Origin of the sequence: Herbaspirillum lusitanum, from assembly GCF_026127345.1 — a bacterium.
Lineage (GTDB): Bacteria > Pseudomonadota > Gammaproteobacteria > Burkholderiales > Burkholderiaceae_D > Herbaspirillum > Herbaspirillum lusitanum.
In genome coordinates this window covers 353,231-374,194 of sequence record NZ_QXFG01000010.1, presented here as the reverse complement: position 1 = coordinate 374,194, position 20,964 = coordinate 353,231, and the positions used below count along the sequence as shown (strand labels likewise).

The following is a 20,964-nucleotide window of genomic DNA, read 5'->3' as shown; positions in this document are numbered from 1 at the left end:
AGCTACTATGCCTAGAGTTAAACGTGGGGTAACAGCACGTGCCCGTCATAAAAAAGTCCTGGCGCAAGCCAAGGGTTACCGTGGTCGCCGCAGCACCGTCTATCGTATCGCCAAGCAAGCAGTCATGCGTGCTGGTCAATACGCATACCGTGACCGCCGCAACAAGAAGCGTGTTTTCCGCGCATTGTGGATCGCCCGTATCAACGCTGCTGCTCGTGAGCATGGCGTGACATACAGCGTGTTCATGAACGGCCTGAAGCGTGCTTCGATCGAACTGGACCGTAAGGTTCTGGCCGATATGGCCGTGACTGACAAGCCAGCGTTCGCTGCGATTGTCAATCAGGTGAAGGCCAACATCGCTAAGTAATTGGCCGTGTTGATGCAGCCGTCGTCCGGTGCCGGACGGCGCTGCAAAAATCCTGCGGGGCAGAGGTGAAATACCTGTGCCCCGTAGTCGTTTCAGACGGCCGCTTTATCTTGCGTTCAATCTGTAATTTGCGGCAGTTTTGAAGCAGCTGTTTTCATTTCGATTTCACTTTCGATTTCATTTTTTCGACTTCGTCGTCAAAGCCGAACGGCTTTTGGATTACTCAGACTTCCATCTGAATGGAGCGAGACTTACCGCATGAATTCCCTAGAACAACTCGTTGCACAGGCCCAGGCCGATTTCGCCGGCGCACCTGACGCCGCCGCCCTGGAAAACGCCAAAGCCAAGTATCTCGGCAAGACCGGCCAGATCACCGAGCAGATGAAGGGCCTGGGCAAGCTGGCGCCGGAAGAGCGCAAAGTGCAGGGCGCCGTCATCAATGCCGCCAAGGAGCAGATCGAGAATGCGCTGACCGCGCGCCGTGACGCTCTCGCCAACGCGCAGATGCAAGAACGCCTGAACGCCGAAGCGATCGACGTTACCTTGCCAGGCCGCGGCCGCGCCAAGGGCGGCATCCATCCGGTGATGCGCTCGTGGGAACGGGTTGAAGAAATCTTCCGTTCGATCGGCTTCGACGTTGCCGACGGTCCGGAAATCGAAACCGACTGGACCAATTTCTCCGCACTGAACAGCCCGGAAAACCATCCCGCGCGTTCGATGCAGGACACCTTCTACATCGAAGGCAACGACACCCAGGGCAAGCCGCTGCTGCTGCGCACGCACACCAGCCCGATGCAGGTGCGTTACGCGCGCATGAACAAGCCGCCGATCAAGGTCATCGCCCCGGGCCGCACCTATCGCGTCGACAGCGATGCGACCCACTCGCCGATGTTCCACCAGGTCGAAGGCCTGTGGATCGCCGAAGACATCAGCTTCGCCGACCTCAAGGGCGTCTACCTCAACTTCGTCAAGGCCTTCTTCGAGACCGACGACCTGCAGGTGCGCTTCCGTCCTTCGTATTTCCCGTTCACCGAACCGTCGGCGGAAATCGACATCGCCTTCGGCAGCGGTCCGCTGAAAGGCCGCTGGCTGGAAGTTTCAGGCGCCGGCCAGGTGCATCCGAGCGTGGTGCGCAACATGGGTCTCGATCCCGAGCAATACATCGGCTTCGCGTTCGGCTCCGGCCTCGAGCGCCTGACGATGCTGCGCTACGGCATCAGCGACCTGCGCCTGTTCTACGAAGGCGATCTGCGTTTCCTGAAACAATTTAACTGACGCAATTCAATTGAACAATGTGATGCAGGGCCGGCGCGAACACCATCCGCGCTGCGCTGCAAACTGTGGACTGTCCGGACTTCCGGACCATAGCTGAAGGTTTGAATCATGCAATTCTCTGAAAACTGGTTGCGCACCATGGTCAATCCGAAGATGACTTCGGATGAGTTGTCGCACATGCTGACGATGTCGGGCCTGGAAGTGGAAGAAGTCGAAGCGGTCGCGCCGCCGTTCTCCAACGTGGTGGTCGGCGAAGTGCTGGAAGTCGCCAAGCATCCCAACGCCGATCGCCTGAACGTCTGCCAGGTCGACGTCAAGACCGGCACCATCCTCAACATCGTCTGCGGCGCGCCGAACGTGCGCGTCGGCATGAAGGTGCCTTGCGCGATGGCCGGCGCCGTGCTGCCTCCGGGCGCCGACGGCAAGCCGTTCGAGATCAAGGTCGGCCAGCTGCGCGGCGTCGAATCGCAAGGCATGCTGTGCTCCGCGCGCGAACTGAAGCTGTCGGAAGATCATGGCGGCCTGCTCGAGTTGCCTGACGATGCGCCGGTCGGCCAGAATTTCCGCGATTACTTCCTGCTCAACGACCTCAAGTTCACCATCAAGCTGACCCCGAACAAGGCCGATTGCCTGTCCGTGCTCGGCGTGGCGCGCGAAGTGTCGGCCTTGACCGATACCCCGCTGAAGCAACCGACGTTCCAGACGGTCGCCGTCAATCTCGACGAAAAACTGCCGGTCAGGATTTCCGCGCCGGATCTGTGCGGCCGTTTTGCCGGTCGCGTGATCCGCGGCCTGAACGCCAAGGCGGCAACGCCGCAATGGATGAAGCAGCGCCTTGAGCGCAGCGGTCAGCGTCCGATCTCGGCGCTGGTCGATATCTCCAACTACGTCATGCTGGAACTCGGTCGTCCGTCGCACGTGTTCGACCTCGACAAGATCCATGGCAGTCTCGATGTGCGCTGGGGCAAGAAGGGCGAACAGATCAAGCTCCTCAACGGCAACACCGTTGAAGTCGACGAATGGGTCGGTGTGATCGCCGACGACAAGGAACTCGAATCGCTGGCCGGCATCATGGGCGGCGACGCCACGTCAGTTTCGCTCGAGACCACGAATATTTATCTGGAAGCCGCATTCTGGTTCCCGCAAGCGATCCAGGGCCGTGCACGCCGCTACAACTTCTCGACCGATGCGGCGCATCGCTTCGAGCGCGGTGTTGATTTCGCCACCGTGGTTGAACACATCGAGCGCATCACCGCCTTGCTGATCGAAATCTGCGGCACGCCCGACACCAGGGTCGGCCCGGTCGACGACCAGATCGTCAACCTGCCCAAGCGCGAGCCGGTCAAGGTGCGTACTGCGCGCGCCACCAAGGTGATCGGCGTGGCCATCACCGACGATATGATCGCCGACATCTTCACCCGCCTCGGCCTGCAGTTCACGCAAGAGCCCGGCCTGTTCGCGGTGACGCCGCCGTCGTTCCGCTTCGACATCGAAATCGAAGAAGACCTGATCGAAGAAATCGCGCGCGTCTACGGCTTTGAAAACATCCCGGCCTTGCCACCGGTGGCCGCCAGCGAGATGAAGATCGCGCCGGAAAATATTCGTTCGCTGTTCGCCATCCGTCACCTGCTGGCCGACCTCGACTACCAGGAAGTGGTCAATTTCAGCTTCGTCGAGAGCGCGTGGGAAGCCGACTTTGCCGGCAACCAGGCGCCGATCAAGCTGCTTAATCCGATCGCCAGCCAGATGAACGTGATGCGCTCCTCGCTGATCGCCAGCCTGGTCGCCAATGTGCGCTACAACATCAACCGCAAGGCCAACCGCGTACGCGTGTTTGAAATCGGCGCGGTGTTCCATCGCGATGCGCAAGTGCAGGACGGCCCGCTGGAAGTGGCCGGTTATCATCAACCCAAGCGCGTCGCCGGCCTGGCCTATGGCCCGGTGGCTGACGAGCAATGGGGGCAGGACGCGCGCAATGTCGACTTCTTCGACGTCAAGGCGGATCTGGAAGTCTTGTTCGCTCCGCGCGTCCTGCGTTTCGCACGCATCGAGCATCCTTCGCTGCATCCGGGACGTTCGGCCCAGGTTGAGCTGGACGGCAAGAGCATCGGCCTGATCGGCGAACTGCATCCGCGTCTGCAACAGAAATACGACCTGCCGCTGGCGCCGGTCGTGTTCGAGATTGATGCGGCTGCGCTGCAGCAACGCGACGTGCCGGCCTACGTCGAAATCTCCAAATTCCCAGCCGTCACGCGCGACCTCGCACTGGTCGTCAAACAGGCGGTTCAGGTCCAGGAATTGCGTGATATTTTCGCTGCGGAACAGCAAGGCAACCCTGCTTGCGGAATCATCCAAGCCATTGTTTTATTTGATGAATATCAAGGAAAGGGCTTGGAAAACGACGAAAAAAGTCTTGCTTTCCGATTCACCTTGCAAGATACTCAAAACACACTCCAGGACGACACAGTTGATGCTGCAATGGCCGCTATCGTAGCCGCTGCGACAGGGAAACTTGCCGCCAAGTTGCGTGCTTGATAGTACATAAAGCAATAGATAGAACAAATAAATAAACAAAGAACCGGTAGAGAACAGGCCAATCACCCGTCATGAATAACGTGAATTCAAGCGAATTTCAATCTGTGCTCGATGCCGACTTGCAACGCGCCGTACTCGAATCCGAGGTGCGTTCGCAGGCAGAAAAAAATCTCCCGACGCTGACCAAGGCCGAACTTGCCGAACTTTTATTCGAGCAGGTCGGTCTCAACAAGCGCGAAGCGAAGGACATGGTTGAAACTTTCTTCGACGAAATTCGCAATGCGCTCGAACGCGGCGAAGCGGTGAAGCTTTCTGGATTCGGTAATTTCCAGTTGCGCGACAAGCCGCAGCGCCCCGGTCGCAATCCCAAGACGGGCGAAGAGATTCCGATTACTGCGCGCCGCGTCGTCACTTTCCACGCCAGCCAGAAGCTCAAGGAAATGGTCGAGGTGTCGAGCGGCCAGCCTCTCGCCCTTGCTGTGTAACGTAATTTCATTCCATGAACGAACGCGTCAATAAACCTGCGGTGATCGTATTGCCGCCGATTCCCGCCAAGCGCTATTTCACCATCGGTGAAGTCAGCGAGTTGTGCGGCGTCAAGCCGCACGTGCTGCGCTACTGGGAGCAGGAATTCACCCAGCTGAAGCCGGTCAAGCGGCGCGGCAACCGCCGCTATTACCAGCATCACGAAGTGCTGCTGATCCGCCGCATCCGCGAACTGCTGTACGAGCAAGGCTTTACCATCAGCGGCGCCCGCAACAAGCTGGACGGCCATATGGGCGAAGAGCGGCAGGAAGGGTTGCCGGAAGAGGTCGAAGTGTCAGTGTCGATGGATGCAGCCCAGATTGATGCGGTGCGTGTCGAATTGCTCGATATTCTCGAATTACTGCGACCGACGGCGCGTGCCTGATGGCTGTATGAACAAGAAAGCTGCCGCTGGCAGCTTTTTTCTTATCGAGACAAGCACCACGTAGCAGCGCGCACTTCGGTTGCTGCTTGAGGCATACTGAGCGCTCACAGTACGTTTCGTACGCCTGTTTCCCTTTTCCGAAATCACATAAATTATTGAGGCTATAGTGATCAAAGCCATTAAAGCTGCCTTGTCCAGATTGAAACACGATGTCGTTGATTCGCAACGGCTGTATGCTCAATGGGAACAGATCCAGCTGAAAAAACTGCTGCAATATCTGGATGTCGATGCTGTCTTCGATATCGGCGCGAACCAGGGGCAATATGCGGAGATGCTGCGTCGCGGCGGGTATCAAGGTCATATCTTTTCGTTCGAGCCGAATCCGCATGACGCCGCGGTCCTGCGCCAGCGTTCCGCGCGCGACGATAAATGGATCATCAGCGAACTGGCGATTTCGAATCAGGATGGCGTCGCCCAATTCAACGTCATGAAATCGAGCCAGTTCAGTTCGCTGAGCACTCCCAGCCATGAAGATGTGAATTTGTTTGTCAAATTGAATGCGGTCAGCGAAACGATCGAGGTCGAGACCGAACGCCTGGAGAAAACCTTGCGCCGGCTGCAGTCGGAATATGGTTTTGTCCGGCCCTTCCTAAAAATGGATACCCAGGGTTACGACGTCAACATCTTCAAGGGCTCGGCCAATATCGTGCAGGAGTTTGTCGGTCTGCAGAGCGAACTGGCGATTGCCAAACTGTATGCGGATTCGGTGGATTTCCGCGAGGCCCTTACCGTGTACGAAAGCCATGGCTTCACGCTGAGCGCTCTGGTGCCGAACAATGCCGGGCATTTCCCGCGCCTGGTAGAAGTCGATTGCATCATGATCCGCTCGGATCTGGTACCTGCGAAATAAGCTAGCCCCTGCTGCACGAGGAGCAGTTTGCCGCTTGCCATTGTGCACGGCAGACCGACGGGCTGCACATGGATGGCAGCCGGTCTTCAGACTTCACGGTGGTCGATCGTCGCTCTTGGTGCAGACGGACAGGGCTTATTTCTTGCCCAGCAGGGTCTTTTTCAGACGCGTCATTTGCCATTGCCGCAAGTAACGCCGGAATTCCATATTGTCATAGCTGGGCTGACGGCGTACCCAACACCAGAAGAACCCGACGATCATCAACAGGCCGCCAATGAACACGGGTTTTTCGCGCATGCGGTTGATGCCGGCGGCGATCGCATAAAGCGGATGGTAACCCATGTACCACATGGCCCGGCCCCAGCGCAGGCGGCCTTCATAGATATGCTTGTCGGATGAGCCCATGATCCGATGGTGCCATAGCCAGGCTTGCGGATCGTAAAAGCTGAAGGTTTTCCAGCCCTTCATCCAGGCGCTATGGACGTCAATGCCATCCCACGACAAGTGCTGCACAAAACCGCCGATGTCTTCAAATGCTTTGCGCTTGTAGAGCTTGAACTGGCCGGCGACCTGTTCGTCGATATGGGTTTCTTCGATATAGTGGCCATCTTCGTCGCGATACACTTTGCCGGATACGGCGGCCAGTTTGGGGTCGATCTCCAGGCGCTGAAACATGCGCTCCAGGTAGAGCGGGCCGAAGGACATATCGCCATCGAGTTTGGCGATGTATTGGTATTCGCTGTGCTGAATGTGTTCCTTGCCAAAATTGAAGGCGGCGATCACGCCACCGCCCAGTTTGCGGAACCCGCGGTCCTGGCGCGGCAGCAGGCGGATGAACGGATATTTTTCGGCATATTCGCGCACGATGTCAGGGGTGGCATCTACCGAACCGTCATCCACCAAAATCCACTCGATTGGGCGATAAGTCTGTGCCACCACCGAATCCAAGGTGCGGCGCAAGTACTTAGCTTCGTCGCGCACCGGAGAAATGATCACTAAAGGAACAACGTGAGGATTGACCGCCGGTGCGGCGGCTACCGGTTGCAGGGGAAGTTGTTCGGTATCGGGCATGGCTGTCCTGGAAGTTGGTTCATTGCAATTTTGACAAGTGTAAATGCGCTTGGCGTGTGCCGTAGTGTTGTTTATCCTGTGTCATCAGCGTGCAAAAAGCAAAAAATTATCAGGCAATGACCATCAAAAATTTGGGCGCCAGTAGAAAATTGTTAAAATAATATCAAATTGGCTTCGATCAAGCTAATGCATTGAGGTAAGTTGCTGGCATCCGGGTGAGGAAGAAATGAAAACAGGGGATTTTCCGACTTGTCGGATGTTTGGTATCGATATCTGTGTTGCCAGTTTTGATCAGGCCACACAACGTCTGATGCAACTGGCCGCCAGCCCTGCCGGGACACCGGCGATCGTCGTCACGCCGAATGTGGATCATGTGGTGCGGCTGGATGCAGATCCGCAGTTCCGCCAGCTGTATGTGCAGGCCGATTTCATTTTTGCCGACGGCATGCCTTTGGTGTGGGCCAGCCGTCTTACCGGGCAGCCCTTGCCTGAGCGGGTCACGGGGGCGGATTTGTTTGTCGCGCTGGCACGGGCTTGTGCCGCGCAACAGGTGCCGGTTTATGTGATCGGCGGCATGCCGGGGCAGGAGCAGGCCTTGCATGCGGCGTTTGCGCGTACCTATCCGGGCTTGCAAGTGGATCTGTTCTGCCCGTCGATGCAGTTCGATCCGCTCGGTGCGGAAGGATTGGAAGCGTTGCAGCGGGTCAATCAGGCCCGACCGGGAGTGGTATTCGTCTGTCTGGGCATGCCCAAGCAGGAGCGTTGGGCAATCGGGCTGCGTGATCAATTGCAGGCCGGGGTGGTAATGTGTGTGGGCGCGGCAATGGAGTTTGCGCTCGGTTTCAAGGTACGCGCGCCGCGCTGGATGCAGAAGTGCGGCCTGGAATGGACTTGGCGGCTGGCGTCCGAACCGCGCCGCCTGTGGCGTCGTTATATCGTGCAGGGCGCGCGCTTCGCTGGTCTGCTGCGGCGGAAGTGGTAGCTGCAATGCAGCGTAGACAAAAGGCAAAAAGCGAAGAAGGAGTGGGCATTGAGTTTTTATTCGGATAAGCGCAATCACCATGCGACTTTACTGGGACTCGTAGTGGGCGTGGCCTACGCCTTTACCATCATACTTACGCTGGAAGTCTGTGTCGCTTTCTACCAGTGGGCGAATTTCTTCACCTTCAACTTTGTCGCCGCAGTAGCCGGTGTCACCGGCTTTATCGTGTTCAGTGACCTGCGCAGCCATGCGGTCGAGAACACTTCCATGATGGTGCATCATTTCACCACGATAGTACGGCTGTGGGTCGGCACCTTCTTCGTGGTGGTGCTGGCGCTGTACCTGACCAAAAGCACTGCCGATTTTTCGCGGGTGGTGATGACGGCCTGGCTGATCATCACGCCGTTCACGCTGACTGCCACCTCTTTGCTGTGCCGCTGGTGGGCACTGCGTCTGTACACCGCCAAGGGGCAACGGCGCACCGCCGTGTTCGTCGGTTTCAGTGAAGATGCACAGCGTCTGTCGGAATCGTTCAAGACCTCCAAAATGCTGGGCATCAGTCCGCTCGGCTTCTTTGACAATCGCCAGGGAACCCAGCGGGTCGGTGCTGAACTGCCGCGTCTGGGTGGTCTGATGGATGCCATCAGCTGGATCGAGAAAAACCCGGTGGATGTGGTGTTCGTGGCGCTGGTGCATGCGCGTTCCAGCGATATCGCCCCGGTCGTGGATGCCTTGCATGATTCGGTGGCATCGGTGTATTTCGTACCGGATTCCAAGATGTTCGGGCTGGGTCACATGCAATATGCGGAAATGGCCGGCACGCCGGTGCTGGTGGCGTATGAAACGCCGTTTATCGGTGTCGCGCGCCTGTTGAAGCGCTTTGTCGATGTGGTGCTGTCGTTGATCATCCTGATCTTGCTGAGTCCGTTGCTGGTGTTCATCGCGCTGGGCGTGAAACTGTCGTCACCGGGACCGGTGATGTTTCGTCAGTTCCGTTATGGGGTCGGCGGACAACAGATCGTGGTGTCCAAATTCCGTTCGATGCGCAACGACCCCTTGCCCAGGGGGGAAGAGGTCAGGCAGGCCACCGTCGGCGACGTGCGCGTGACGCCGTTCGGACGTTTCCTGCGCAAGACCTCGCTGGACGAGTTGCCGCAGTTCTTTAACGTGCTCGAAGGATCGATGAGCATCGTCGGTCCGCGTCCGCATGCGGTCCAGCATAACGAGTTGTATCGCAAACAGGTCAAGGGCTACATGCTGCGCCACAAGGTCAAGCCGGGCATCACCGGCTGGGCGCAGATCAACGGCCTGCGCGGCGAAACCGATACGCTCGACAAGATGCAGCGCCGCGTCGAATACGATCTCTACTACATCCGCAACTGGTCGCTGACGCTGGATTTCAAGATCATCCTGCGCACCGTGCTGGTGGTGCTCAAAGACCGCAATGCCTATTGAATCTACTGAAGTCGCTGCGCCGCATGGTGAATATGTCGAATGAAGTTGCCCGACACCTGCTGAGCGAACTGGCGCCGGATATTGCCGGTCGCTTTGCCGCAGGGACGGCGGTGCGCATTCATTCCTCATTCGCACACGCCGAAATGCGCTGGCGCGCTGCGCAGGGTTCATGCGCGGCATACGGTTTTCAGGCTTATGACTGGCTGGCAACGTGGCAGCGCGAACTGGGCGAGCGACAAGGCTGGGAAGTGCATATCGTCGAACTCACCGATAGCGACGATCGCACACTGATGCTGTTGCCGCTCGGCCGTCAGCGCAAGCATGGGATACGTTTTGCGGGTTTCCTCGGTGGCGAGATCACCGACTATCATGCGCCGCTGTTGCATCCCGATTTCGACGCCTCGTCCTTTGCCGTGTTGTGGCCGGTCATCATCCGTCTGCTGGGCGGCGTCGACGTTTTCCGTGTACGGCGCATGCCGCAGCATGTCGAAGGCGTCGTCAATCCCTTGGTTGCGCTGGCGGGCATGCGCCACACTGAGCAGGCGCATGCGGCGACGCTGACGCCGACCTTTGCCGAATTCCAGAAAGTGCGCAGCGCCAAGATGTTTGCCGACACGCGCCGTCAGTTGCGGCGCCTCGGCGAACTCGGCACGGTGAAACTGCTGATCGATGTGCCGCCGGCTCAACGCGCCGCGGTGACCGCAGGCATGGCGCAGCAGAAAGCGCGACGCTGGCACGAAACCGGCAGCCGCGATCTGTTCGCCGAACCGGGCTATCTGGATTTCTATCAATGTCTTGCTGCGCAAGGCCTGTCAGGCGGCGAGATCGTCGTATCGGCCTTGTATGTCGATGACGATCTGGTTGCAACGCATTGGGGCATGCGCTACGGCAGCCGCTTTTACTGGCTCATGCCGGGTTATCAGGACGGCGAGTGGGCGCGCTATTCGGTGGGCCGGATCCTGCTCGATGCCGTGGTACGGCATTGCATCGCAGAAGCAGTGGCGGTGTTCGACCTGACCGTGGGCGACGAGGGCTACAAGATGCAATGGGCCGATCACATGTTGCCTCTGTATGCCGGCCAGCAGGGCCATAGCTTGCGTGGAAAAATCGTGGTGGCGTGCAGTGAGGCTTATCAGCAACTGCGTGCGCGGGCGCGCAACGATAAGCACCTGCGCAGCCTGGTCAGACGTCTGCGCGGGCTGCGTTCTTCTCGAAATAATCAATAGCCGAATTCACAGGCAACACCTTGCAGCCTGCGGCCAGCGCCGCAGCGACGGCATGTTCCAGCCGCTCCGGCGTATAGCCGAAGCGGCTCGGCGGACTTTCCACGTCATGCGTGTTGACGATCAGCCAGCCTTTGCTGCGCGCGGTGCGTTCCAGCAGCGTTTCATAGTTTTCCGTATCCACCGGCAGGTCGTACAGGCGATGGGTCTTGAGCGCGTTCAGGTCCGCGACGTGTTCATGCGTGCCGCCGCTGGTGACGCGGCTGGAGCGGAAGCGCCTGCTGCAGATGCGTTTGGCGTTATAAGCATAGGCGCCGAAAGGGTAGGCGAAATTCAGCGCGGCAATATCCACACCCAGTTCGGCGAGAAAGGCGGCGTTGCGGTCCAGTTCTTTTTCCAGCGCATCGGCGCTGAGGTTATCGCAGCGGATGTGTGAGTAGCTATGGCAGCCCAGTTCGTGGCCATTGGTCAGCAGGGTCTGCAGATGTTCGCGGGTGTGGCAGGGTATTCCTTCTTCCATGCCATCGGTCAGGCCGCCGGCGACGTAGAAGGTGCCGCGCACGCCGTGGTGTTCCAGCGCATGCGCACCTGCTTCGCATGCCGATGCCGGCGCGTCGTCGAAGGTGAAGCTGACCACGCCGGTCTCTGCCTGCAATGGCAAGAGGTTACGGAAGGCATGCTGCGACAGTCGGCGACTGATGCGCAGGGCAAGTTTGGAGGCGGAATCGGACATGAATTTTTCCGGCTGCGTTGGCGGTGATGTCAGCTCGTCAATCAAGTGTCGGTCACGTGCGCGCCGAAACGGCGGCGCCAACGCAGGAACGGCTTCTCCACAAAATTGTAGGACGACACGGCAAGTGCAAATGATAGCAGCACCGCAGTCAGTGCGAAGGCCGGGTAGGTCTGCCAGCCGATGCGCTGCGGCCCGATGCTGCCGGGACCCCACCAGATCTCCGCCAGAACGATGGCGACAGGGTGATACAGGTAGAGCGAATACGACCAGTTGCCGATGCGGCGCATGGGACTGGTTTCCAGCAGCTGGGTCAACGACGTCGTCGAAGTGGTGAAGCAAATTGCAGTTATCAGCGGCATCAGCGCCAACCCTTGCAGCGAGTAAGAAAGCGTGTCGCCAAAGCCGGGATGATGCACCACGAAGCTGGCCAGCAGCAGCAACAGGCACACCGCCTGCACCACACGGCTGGCCGAAAAGCGTCGCCAGTGCTTTTGCGTATCGTTGGCCAGGATCAGCGCCAGCCAGGCGCCGTACAGGATCGAATCGATGCGCGTGTCGGTCGCCATGTAGATGTAATCGCTGGTGCCGCCGCCGCTGTTGCCATAGTGATGCACGATCACGCGCCACGCCAGCACCAGCACGACGCTGCCCGCCAGCCCCCGGGAAAAACGGCGCAGGTCGGCGGTTCCCGCCAGCACAGCGACGCAAATAAAAGGGAAGACCAGATAGTATTGCTCCTCCACCGCCAGCGACCACAGGATACTGAAGGGATCGAAGCCGTCGCGTCCCTGGCCGAAGTGGGCATAGATGCCATAGTAATTTGCGTAGTAGAACAGGGCGGAAAACACCTTGCCCCAACTCATGATGCCGCCGGCGGCGCTGAACGTCAGCGCAGCCAGCGCGACCGCCACCAGCAGCGCCGGATACAGCCGGAACAAGCGCCGCACATAAAACCGTCCCACCGCGATGCGGCCGTTTTGCGCATGTTCCGCCAGTAGCAAGCGGGTAATCAGCAAGCCGCTGATGAAGAAAAACACCGTCACGCCGAAGCCGCCCGGGATCGCCGTGCTGAAACCCATATGTGCAACCAGCACCAGCAATACCGCGCAGGCACGCAAGCCATCGAGGCCGGATAGGTAATCGAATGATGGTCGGGCGCTTGCTGCCGTGCCGACAGTCGTGCTGAAGCTCATCGCAGGTCCTCAATTTGCTGACGCGCGCGGTTGTAGCCTTGCTGGTTGTCGAAGTTGAACGGCCCGGTGATGTTGTCGAAGGTGTAATTCAGACTGACTTGTACCGTGCTGCGCCGGTAGTCGATATTGCCTCCCGATTTGGAGGTGGTCTGTTCGCGTATGGCGTCTACACGCAGCGCCAGGCGACGCGTGATGTCGTAATCGTAGCGAAAGCCCAGGCGTAACTGCTGATCGTCGCCGCTGGTCGGCGTGCTGATCCGGGCGGTAGCGAAGTTCTGCGACTTTTGCGACTCCAGCGAGGCCAGCAGCGACACGCGCGTCTTCGGGGTGGCCTGCCATACCACGCGTCCCTGCACGCCTTTGGTAATCACATAGAGACGGCTGTCGGCTTCCTCGTTGGCTTGCGGGCGATCCCAGATGCGGCCGTAGAAGGTGGTCTTGGGCGAATAGTGCCAGTCGATCCCCAGCTCGCCCGACACCAGCCGGCTGTCGCGGTTGGGCAGCGTCTTGAAATGGCGCGCGATGGAGCCGAGATGGGCGATGAATATCGTGTTCTCGGTATAGCGCCAGGCGGTATCGGTGAAGAACTCGGTGTCGGTATAGCCGGAGTCGAAGTCGGCAATGTCCTGGGCCGTACGATTGGAAAAGCCTACCCGATTGCGGCGCACGCCCGCCGACAGCGTTGACTTGATGCCGGAGGTGTAGCGGATCGCTGCCTGGACCGCGTTGCTGTTCATGTTGTACATCTCGACCCGGCCCGGTACCGTGTAGCTCAGCGTTTGCTGGGTCCAGGTGAGCGGCACGTCGAAGCGGTTGGTGACGCGGTAGGCGACTTCGATCTCGTCTTCGCGGATATGCGGAAACTCCGGTTCGATGTTGGAGATGCCGCGTGGCGGTGTGGTGGTGCTGGGCGCGATTTCGCCGCCGAAGTAGTTGTACAGGCGATCATCGGTGCGATGGCGCACGCGGCCGCGCAGCAGGTCGCTGTATTCCCAGGTGTACATGCCCTGGAACTGCTTCTTGGCCTGATTCAGGTTGTAGGGACCATTGCCGTTGAGGTCGGTGTAGTTGCCGAATGAGCTGCCGTAGTGCATCTGCGACACCGACGCTGTCAACTGCAGGTTGGTGCGTTCGGTCGGCAGCGGCAGGAAGAGCGCGCCGCGGATGTCCGTTGACCAGGCCGAGTCGGAAGTCTTGAGCTTGTTGTCGCTGTTGCTGGGGAACATGAAGGGATTGTCGATGCGATACCAGCTCACGCCGCTTTGCAGGGCGTACTCGGCGGTGGCGCGTGCCGGAGCGGAGACGAGCGACAGGCCGAGCGCAGCGGATGCCAGCACGCTCAATGTACCGAACTGCACCGGCAGAAAGAGAGGACGTAGCGTTTGCTGGCGGTTATTCATCGGCGACTACCTCGTACCAGGGGCTGGCCTGCCCAATCTCGGCCTGGATATGGATGGTTGCCATGCCGTTGTTCAGACTGGCGCGGTTGCCGTCGAGCGCGGTCATGTGCTTGCCGCTGCCGTCCAGGGGATAGACGCTGATGCGCTTGGCCTGGGTGCGCAAGCTGATGCGCGCTTCATTGCGTTCCATCCAGACCGGCCCTTCGACGTCGCGCGGACCGGAGGGCTTGCTGTTCATGCCCGCGTCCTGTTCCAGCGTCCACCATTTGGCATCGCTTTTGTAACGGATCAATTCCTTCGGACGCGGCGGCATCGAACCGGACTGATTGCCCGTGACGGCGCTCGATGCGGAGATCAGGATGCGTCGCGACGAGACCAGCGGGCGGTTGTCCAGCGCGGTCAGCAGCACGCCGGTAAAACCGCGGCTCTTGCCGAGTAGTTCGATGGCGACGTTGTCATCGCCCACGCGGCGTTTCATCAAGAAGCCGAAGAAACCGCGCGCCTGCGGCGTGCGCAACTGGATGGTGCGTTGTTGCGCTTCAAATTCGAATTCGCCATTGGCCGCGCGCAGCGGCGTTGTTGCCGGCGGCGTTTGCTTGTCCAGCTTGCCGGCGCCGCTCAGGTCCATGCCCAGTCGCGCTTGCGTGGCCAGTTCCGGCGTGACGCCGTAGCGCACCGATAAATGCGTTTCAAAGGCGCTTGGATCGCGCACGGCGGCGACTGCCGCACGTGTTTCGGCGCCGAAAGGAATCGCCGTTTGCTTTTGCAGCGTGCCGACCAGTCCGTTGCGAAAGAGCATGGCGCTTTGGCCGGTGGCAGCATATTTGCTCCAGTCGCCGGCGAGTGTGAAGGCCGACGGTGTGGCGGCCCAGTTGTCGCCGTCCATGTAATCGAAGAAAAACAGGCCGTCCCAGTCCTGCGCCGCGCCGATGGCCGCCATCAGCGGCTGGATCTCGCTGCCTTGCTTGTTGGGGAAGGGCTGGTTGTATTCGCTGACGACGAAGGGCTTGCGGATGTCGCGGCGCAAGGACAGCGCCAGCAGCCGGTTCAGCTCGCCGTCGCTGGCGGCGCTGTTGCGGATGCGCCAGTCGTTGCGGTCCCAGGCCGGGCCGGGGAAGTCGGGATGGTCGATGTAGAAGTGCTCGTCGATGTAATCCATCTGCGCCTGCGAGTCGAAGTTGAGCACGCCGCCGTAGCCCATCTGGGTGCCGGTCACCGGCACCAGCGCGTCGGTCTCGCTCTGCACGACCTGGCGCAGGCGGTTGAAGTAGGCGCGGTCGGTATCCGCCAGGAACAACAGGAAGTCGCGCACGCGCAAGGCTTCGCCGGACGTATTGGGCGTGCCGGGATCGGTCGGACCCAGCACCTTTTCGGTCAATGATTTGAACTTGCCGTCGAGACGGTCGCGCCACTGGCCGATTTGCGAGGCATCGGTCGGCGTCAGCAACGGCACCACGGAACTGGATGACACGCAGGTATTCCATGTCGTGCAGGCTTTGGTAGTGGAGCCGTAGCGCCGGACCAGCCATTCCTGCCATTGCTTGCGTAGTTCCGCCTCATAGGCGCGGGGCACGGCTTCGGTCCATTCGCGCCGTTGCCAGGCCGCCAGCAGTGAAGATTCGTTGTTGATCTCCACCATTGCCAGCGCCGGGTTGTTGCGCAAGCCGAGCGCACGGATCAACTGGCGCGCGTAGTCTTCCTGCAGCGCCACCATACGCGGGTAATAGACGTGTATCGGTGCGCCCAGCGGCGTGGCTTCGGTTTTGCCATCCAGCGGCGGCAACTGGTCGACGGCGGGACGGAAGCGATAGCCCACGTGCAGGTTGAGATCGACGTAGATGCCTTGCTGCTTCAATGCATCGATGAAGTTGCGCAGACGGCTGACTGCAACAGGATTGAAGGTCGGATAGGGGCCGGGCGTGAGCAGGCTGCGCGGCGGATTGTCCTGGGTGCCGGGGCTGGTATCCATGTGATGCAGGCGCACGGCGTTGATGCCAAGCTTGCGCAGGCGTTGCGCCAGCCGCACGGCATCGGCGTCGGATGGGAAATTGGCGGAAAAGCTCAGGTTGATGCCGTACAGGCGCACGCGCGCATCGTCGGCCGTATTAGGTCGATTGTCGGGACCGACGCGATAAAAGTGGCCGTTGCGCACGAAGATGCGCGAGCCGGCATCGAGCGCTTGGTTCATGGCCGAGCGGTCAGGTGCGCCGCCCAGCTTGTCTTCGTCGATGGCGAAGTTGAAATACGCGATGCCGTTATCGCCGATGGTAAAGGCGGCGGGTGCCGTCTGTGCGATTGCCGACAGGGGAGTCACGGAGAGCGTCAGGTAGCCGACGGTCAGCGTCAGCGCGCACAGGCGCATGGTCTTGCTCAGAAGTTTGCTCATGATGCGGCTCCACGCAGGGCGTTTTCGGTTTGCTTTGCCAGTTCAGCCTGTTCCATGCGGTGCAAGGTCAGGCGCGCGGAAATCGCGGTCGACGAATAGATGAAGAAAATATTCTGGAACAGCACGCCGCGGAACACCTCGCTTTCCGACAGATTGCTGATAAGGATCAGGATCAGCATGGCCCAGTGGATGGCGGCTTCTTCGCGGTCGATGCGCGTGAGCTTGATCAGGTTGCGGATGTGGAAGACGAACACGCCGGCCATGATGGCCAGTCCGATGATGCCGAGCTCGTTGAGGATGTCGAGGTAGCCGTTGTGCGCCTGCAGCGGAATCCAGTGCAGGGCGTTGATGATCGTCTGCGACGGACTGCCTTCGCCGAGCCAGAAGGCGCCGTAACCGATGCCGAACACGGGATGGCGATCCACTTCCAGCAGGACCAGACGCCAGATGTCGGTGCGGCCGGTGAGGTCGGTGCTCTTGTTGAACACTGCGCCGAAGGGGGCGAACAGCTCGCTCCATTCAGGCAGGCGACCGTTGATCACGTAAAAGATATGGAACCCGAGCAGGATGACGACTGCCAGGCTGATCGTCAGTTTGCGGCCGTCGAATTCACCGTTCAGGTAGCGTCGCCGTACCAGCAGATAGATCCCGGTGCCCAGCGCCGCTACCAGGATGGCCGTGCTGCTCTTGGCCATCACCAGTATGAACAGGCTGAACAGGATGCCGAAATAACAGATCGAACGCGGAAACGTGGTGCCCAGGCTTTCCTTGATCCACAACACTACGCACAGGCCGGAGATGGCGCCCAGCGCATTTTTTTGCATCAGGATGCCACGCCAGGCGCCGCCCAATTCGTAATCGACGCCGATGCGCGGCAGCACCAGCGCCACGACGAACGAGCACGCCATCAGCGCCATCAGCGTGCCCAGCATGGTGCGGATCAGTTGCTGCTTGCCGCCGACCGGCGGCGAGATCGCGATGCCGACCAGCGTCAGGCCGATCAGCTGGATGCTGCGTTTGAGCGTGACGACAGGGTAGGGCGACCAGAGGATCGTGATCAGGCAATACAGAACGATGGCGATCAGCAGCGGATTCAGGTGTTGCACATGGCGCAGGCTCCAGCCGCGATTGCGCCAGGCCAGCCAGGCGCCGATCAGGAACACCGAGCCGAATTCCATTTGAAAGATGAGCGAGCCTTCCACATAGCTGCCTTGCGGAGCGGTGTTGCCCCAGTTGAAGCCGGGCGGCAGCAGCGAGAACGTGATGCTCATGACGATCAGCAGGCGCACGACAAACGGATCAATGTTGTCGAAGATGTTGGCCGGGCGCGAGGCGCCCAATTGGTCAGTTGCCGTATTCATGATAGCGATGGCCCGCAAGGGCGCTTAATTTGCCGCACTGTGCCAGCGTGGTGCGCAGCCAGCGAATGGACATGATGCGGGAAAAGGGCAGGGTCGCCAGCGCGACGCCGGCGGCAATCAGCAGCTGCAGCAGTGCGCGCAGGCCCAATTGGGTCGCACGCAGGAACCGCTGCACGCCGTGCAGGCGGGCGATTTCCGACAAGACGTAAGTTTGCCCGAGGCGGTAAGAGCGGCGCAGCAGCCAGTTCAGGTTGGCGCGCTGGGCCGGGACTTCTTCACTGACGGTGGCTTCGTCGCACCAGACGAACCTGGCGCCGTGCGCCAGCATGTCGCGAAACAGCATGGTGTCTTCTGCGCCGGTGCGGCCGAAGGCGGCGTCGAAAGGCCCGCCATCGGGAGCAGAGACGGCCATCAGTTTGCCGCGCCGGATCAATACGTTGCCGGTGCGGGCATCCTTGGTGGTAATGACGGTGCCGGTGGCGAAGCGGCGACGATTGAAGAAATCACCACTGCGTATCCACGCCGGCGTGTCGTCCCGGTAGCGCGGCAGCACGGGCGCAAACACGGCGTCGGCGTCGTAGCGGCGCTGGGCGGCGATCAGGTGGCGGATCCAGTCGGGATCGGGTGCTTCGTCATCATCGATGAACAGCACCCATTCCCCCTGCGCGGTATGCACCGCGGCGTTGCGCGCATTGGCGATGTTGGGCGTGTTTTCATGCACGGCATGCAGGGGCATGGGGAAGTGCGCTTGCCAGTCGCGCAGGACAGGCGCGGCCGAGCCGGCCGGGTCGTTGTCCACCACCACCACTTCCATGCGCAGGGCATCGATGGATTGTTCCGTCAGCGCAGCCAGCAACCGGTCCAGCAGTTCGGGACGGCGGAAGGTGCAGATGCAGATGCTGATGTCGATGGGCGCGCTCATCTTTGTCTGCGCCTCAGCATGGGCAGGAAGACGACCCAGATCAGCAGCAGGTCGAACACTTCCACGATGATCAGCGCCAGGATCGCGCCCCAGGTGCCGTACAGCGGGATGAATACTGCGGCCGAAATCAGCATGATGATCAGGCAGGCGACGCCGCTCAGCAGCAGCAGCTTGTACTGGTCGTTGCTGGTCAGCCAGGACGAGCCGATCCAGCGCGCCGCGTTGATGGCGAAATAGCCGCCCCAGGCCAGGACCATCGGTTCCAGTCCGTGGTATTTGGCGCCCAGCACGTGCGCCTGCAGCCACGGCAAGGCCAGCCACAGGGCGATGACGTAGACGATGGTGACGATTTCGACGCCGGCGATCGAGGCCCAGGCCAGGCGGTCGAGATGTTTCCAGTCGCGTGCCGCGAACAGGCGACTGACCATTGGCCGCGCCACGCGCGACCAGGCCAGCACCGACAACGAGATCGGCATGAGCAGCAGGCGCGAGGCATTCAGGTCGGCGGATGCGGCAACGCCGAGCACGGCCGCCGCCAGATACAGATAGCTGTAATTGGTGGCCCAGGCCACCAGCGCGCCCGGCAAGGCCCAGCGGCCGCGTTGCATGACTTCGCCGACGGCGGCGCGGTATTCCGTTTTATCGCGGGCCTGCATCGACGTTGGCGATGCCAGTCCGTGGTCGGTGCTGCGCCACATGCCGGCGATGTTGGCCAGTCCCAGCACCAGCAAGATCGCCGGTACGGTCAGGTAACCGACCAGCAGCAGGATGCCGACGCCCACCATCACGCCCAGCGCATAGGCTGCATCGGTGTGCAGCACGCGGCGAGGGCGGGCTTCGATGAAGCTGATGCTGCGATGGTATTCGCGCTGGGCGTTGGCCAGGATATAGATGGCGAAGGCAATGCCCAGCCAGACCGGATGCGCGTCGATCTTCGCGAGGGCCGCGATCACGCCGCTGCCGATGCCGAACAATACCGCCAGGACTATGCTGAGCTGCCACTGGAAACGCAGCAACAGCGTGGTCAGGCGCGCGCGTTCGGCGATCGTCTTGCCGGGCGCGATGGTAGTCAGCGGGCCGGTGATCAGCGCTTCGATGACAGTGGAGGCAAAGATGCCCGCGACATACATCTGCGAATAGACGCCGTAGGACTCTTTGGTCGCGAGGCGGATCAGCACCAGGCCCAGCGCAAAATTCAGCCCGCTCAACAGGGCCTGGTCGAGCAGCGACGCCAGTGAGTGCGTGAGCAGCTTCCTGCTACTGACGCCGCCTACCTGTTGAGTGGGCTGATCAGCCATTTGCGCAGACGGTGCCATAGTTTCTTGCCCTTGCCTTCGAGCTGATCGAACGCGTCGTTCTCGGCGAACTGGTTGTAGACCGTGCCGATGATTTGCGCGCCTGCGGTCTTCATTTGCGCTTGTGTCTGACGCAGGTCGTCCAAGCGGGAATGATGCTGCCGCACCACCAGCAGGCACATGCCGACTTGCTGCGAAATGGTCTGCGCGTCGGAGGAGGTCTGTGCGGCCGGCGTGTCGACGATGAAGACGTCGAAGTCATTGGCCAGTTGCCGCATCAGGTTGCTCAGCGCCGGCTGCAGCAGGATTTCCAGCGGATTCGGCGGTTGGGGGCCGGCGCTGAGGACACGCAGATGCGGGAAACCTTCGGCCAGGCCGCCGGCGGAAATCTCGGTGCGCCCGGCCAGCATGGTCGACAGGCCGGTTTTGTTTTCAAGTCCGAACAGGAGATGCTGCTTGGGCGCGCGCATGTCGGCGTCGATCAGCAGGGTGCGCTTGCCCATCTGCGAGAACGCCAGGGCCAGGCTGGCGGCGAGATAGGATTTGCCTTCGCCTTCGGCCGTGCTGACAATGGCGAGCGAGATTTTTTCCTGATCGCTCAGGCGGATCGACAACTCGGCGCGGATCTGGCGAATCGCTTCGGCTTCCATGCCGAACGGCGCCAGCGCGATGTCCAGCGACTTGTCCAGGCCTTCGGTCGAGGTCAGGGCGGTGGCGTAGTTGAACTGTTTGGACAGCACCGCCTGGACATCCTGTTCGGTCAGCAGTCCGAGGCGGACGGCAGCTTCGCCAAAGCGGATATGGGCGGAATTTTGCAACTCGACAACGCGTGCGACCTGTTCTTCGGTCAGCAGGCCCGCTTCCACGAAGCGAGCGCCCATCTTGTCGGCGGTCCCCATAGTGATGATCGGTGTGGTCGATGTGTTTTCTGTTGCCATGGTCATTG

The 20,964-nt window shown here is 60.4% G+C and carries 18 protein-coding genes; 9 read left to right on the top strand and 9 right to left on the bottom strand.

Annotated elements, in window-relative coordinates:
- Window positions 1-7: 7 nt before the first annotated feature.
- From rplT to DXT88_RS16500, 6 genes are all read left to right on the top strand, one after another.
- The gene (rplT, locus tag DXT88_RS16525) at window positions 8-367 is read left to right on the top strand and encodes a 50S ribosomal protein L20 (RefSeq protein ID WP_007882754.1); all 360 of its coding nucleotides are present in this window, start codon (window positions 8-10) and stop codon (window positions 365-367) included.
- A gap of 258 nt (window positions 368-625) precedes the next feature.
- Complete coding sequence (gene pheS, locus DXT88_RS16520; protein WP_116433435.1) at window positions 626-1,642, top strand: phenylalanine--tRNA ligase subunit alpha; 1,017 nt, start codon at window positions 626-628, stop codon at window positions 1,640-1,642.
- Window positions 1,643-1,750: 108 nt separating this feature from the next.
- On the top strand, window positions 1,751-4,177 hold the full coding sequence (gene pheT, locus DXT88_RS16515; RefSeq protein WP_265215062.1) for a phenylalanine--tRNA ligase subunit beta: 2,427 nt from the start codon (window positions 1,751-1,753) through the stop codon (window positions 4,175-4,177).
- Between the two features lie 71 nt (window positions 4,178-4,248).
- Window positions 4,249-4,662: an integration host factor subunit alpha gene (locus DXT88_RS16510; protein WP_050977690.1), complete on the top strand. Its 414-nt coding sequence runs from the start codon at window positions 4,249-4,251 to the stop codon at window positions 4,660-4,662.
- 14 nt (window positions 4,663-4,676) lie between these two features.
- Window positions 4,677-5,087 (top strand): MerR family transcriptional regulator, encoded by a 411-nt coding sequence (locus DXT88_RS16505; RefSeq protein WP_016834059.1) that lies wholly within the window; start codon window positions 4,677-4,679, stop codon window positions 5,085-5,087.
- Window positions 5,088-5,253: 166 nt separating this feature from the next.
- On the top strand, window positions 5,254-5,997 hold the full coding sequence (locus DXT88_RS16500) for an FkbM family methyltransferase (RefSeq protein WP_265215058.1): 744 nt from the start codon (window positions 5,254-5,256) through the stop codon (window positions 5,995-5,997).
- A gap of 135 nt (window positions 5,998-6,132) precedes the next feature.
- Here DXT88_RS16500 and DXT88_RS16495 read toward each other — a convergent pair whose 3' ends face one another.
- Window positions 6,133-7,068 carry a glycosyltransferase gene (locus DXT88_RS16495; protein ID WP_265215056.1) on the bottom strand — a complete coding sequence of 312 codons (936 nt, stop codon included), beginning with the start codon at window positions 7,066-7,068 and terminating at the stop codon, window positions 6,133-6,135.
- 226 nt (window positions 7,069-7,294) lie between these two features.
- Between DXT88_RS16495 and DXT88_RS16490 the strand changes: the two genes are divergently transcribed.
- Genes DXT88_RS16490 through DXT88_RS16480 form a run of 3 tightly spaced genes read left to right on the top strand, consistent with a single transcriptional unit; the run spans window position 7,295 to window position 10,731 of the window.
- Window positions 7,295-8,050: a WecB/TagA/CpsF family glycosyltransferase gene (locus DXT88_RS16490; protein ID WP_265215054.1), complete on the top strand. Its 756-nt coding sequence runs from the start codon at window positions 7,295-7,297 to the stop codon at window positions 8,048-8,050.
- Between the two features lie 48 nt (window positions 8,051-8,098).
- Window positions 8,099-9,505, top strand: coding sequence for an undecaprenyl-phosphate glucose phosphotransferase (locus DXT88_RS16485; protein ID WP_265215052.1), 1,407 nt, complete (start codon window positions 8,099-8,101; stop codon window positions 9,503-9,505).
- Window positions 9,502-10,731 carry a GNAT family N-acetyltransferase gene (locus tag DXT88_RS16480; protein WP_265215050.1) on the top strand — a complete coding sequence of 410 codons (1,230 nt, stop codon included), beginning with the start codon at window positions 9,502-9,504 and terminating at the stop codon, window positions 10,729-10,731. Before DXT88_RS16485 ends, DXT88_RS16480 begins: the two co-directional genes overlap by 4 nt.
- Here the strand turns inward: DXT88_RS16480 and DXT88_RS16475 are convergent.
- Genes DXT88_RS16475 through DXT88_RS16440 form a run of 8 tightly spaced genes read right to left on the bottom strand, consistent with a single transcriptional unit; the run spans window position 10,688 to window position 20,956 of the window.
- Window positions 10,688-11,461: a polysaccharide deacetylase family protein gene (locus DXT88_RS16475; protein ID WP_265215049.1), complete on the bottom strand. Its 774-nt coding sequence runs from the start codon at window positions 11,459-11,461 to the stop codon at window positions 10,688-10,690. The two genes, DXT88_RS16480 and DXT88_RS16475, sit on opposite strands and share 44 nt — an antisense overlap.
- Window positions 11,462-11,502: 41 nt before the next feature.
- The gene (locus DXT88_RS16470; RefSeq protein ID WP_265215047.1) at window positions 11,503-12,654 is read right to left on the bottom strand and encodes an acyltransferase family protein; all 1,152 of its coding nucleotides are present in this window, start codon (window positions 12,652-12,654) and stop codon (window positions 11,503-11,505) included.
- Window positions 12,651-14,054 (bottom strand): hypothetical protein, encoded by a 1,404-nt coding sequence (locus DXT88_RS16465; RefSeq protein ID WP_265215046.1) that lies wholly within the window; start codon window positions 14,052-14,054, stop codon window positions 12,651-12,653. Before DXT88_RS16465 ends, DXT88_RS16470 begins: the two co-directional genes overlap by 4 nt.
- A complete protein-coding gene (locus tag DXT88_RS16460) occupies window positions 14,047-16,440 on the bottom strand; it encodes a cellulase family glycosylhydrolase (protein WP_265215045.1) in 2,394 nt (797 codons plus the stop codon). The genes DXT88_RS16465 and DXT88_RS16460 overlap by 8 nt, the downstream gene beginning before the upstream one ends.
- The gene (locus DXT88_RS16455; RefSeq protein WP_265215044.1) at window positions 16,437-17,801 is read right to left on the bottom strand and encodes an O-antigen ligase family protein; all 1,365 of its coding nucleotides are present in this window, start codon (window positions 17,799-17,801) and stop codon (window positions 16,437-16,439) included. The genes DXT88_RS16460 and DXT88_RS16455 overlap by 4 nt, the downstream gene beginning before the upstream one ends.
- Window positions 17,785-18,723 (bottom strand): glycosyltransferase, encoded by a 939-nt coding sequence (locus DXT88_RS16450; protein ID WP_265215043.1) that lies wholly within the window; start codon window positions 18,721-18,723, stop codon window positions 17,785-17,787. Before DXT88_RS16450 ends, DXT88_RS16455 begins: the two co-directional genes overlap by 17 nt.
- On the bottom strand, window positions 18,720-20,021 hold the full coding sequence (locus tag DXT88_RS16445) for a lipopolysaccharide biosynthesis protein (protein ID WP_265215042.1): 1,302 nt from the start codon (window positions 20,019-20,021) through the stop codon (window positions 18,720-18,722). The genes DXT88_RS16450 and DXT88_RS16445 overlap by 4 nt, the downstream gene beginning before the upstream one ends.
- Window positions 19,994-20,956 carry a polysaccharide biosynthesis tyrosine autokinase gene (locus tag DXT88_RS16440; RefSeq protein ID WP_265215041.1) on the bottom strand — a complete coding sequence of 321 codons (963 nt, stop codon included), beginning with the start codon at window positions 20,954-20,956 and terminating at the stop codon, window positions 19,994-19,996. Before DXT88_RS16440 ends, DXT88_RS16445 begins: the two co-directional genes overlap by 28 nt.
- Window positions 20,957-20,964 lie beyond the last annotated feature (8 nt).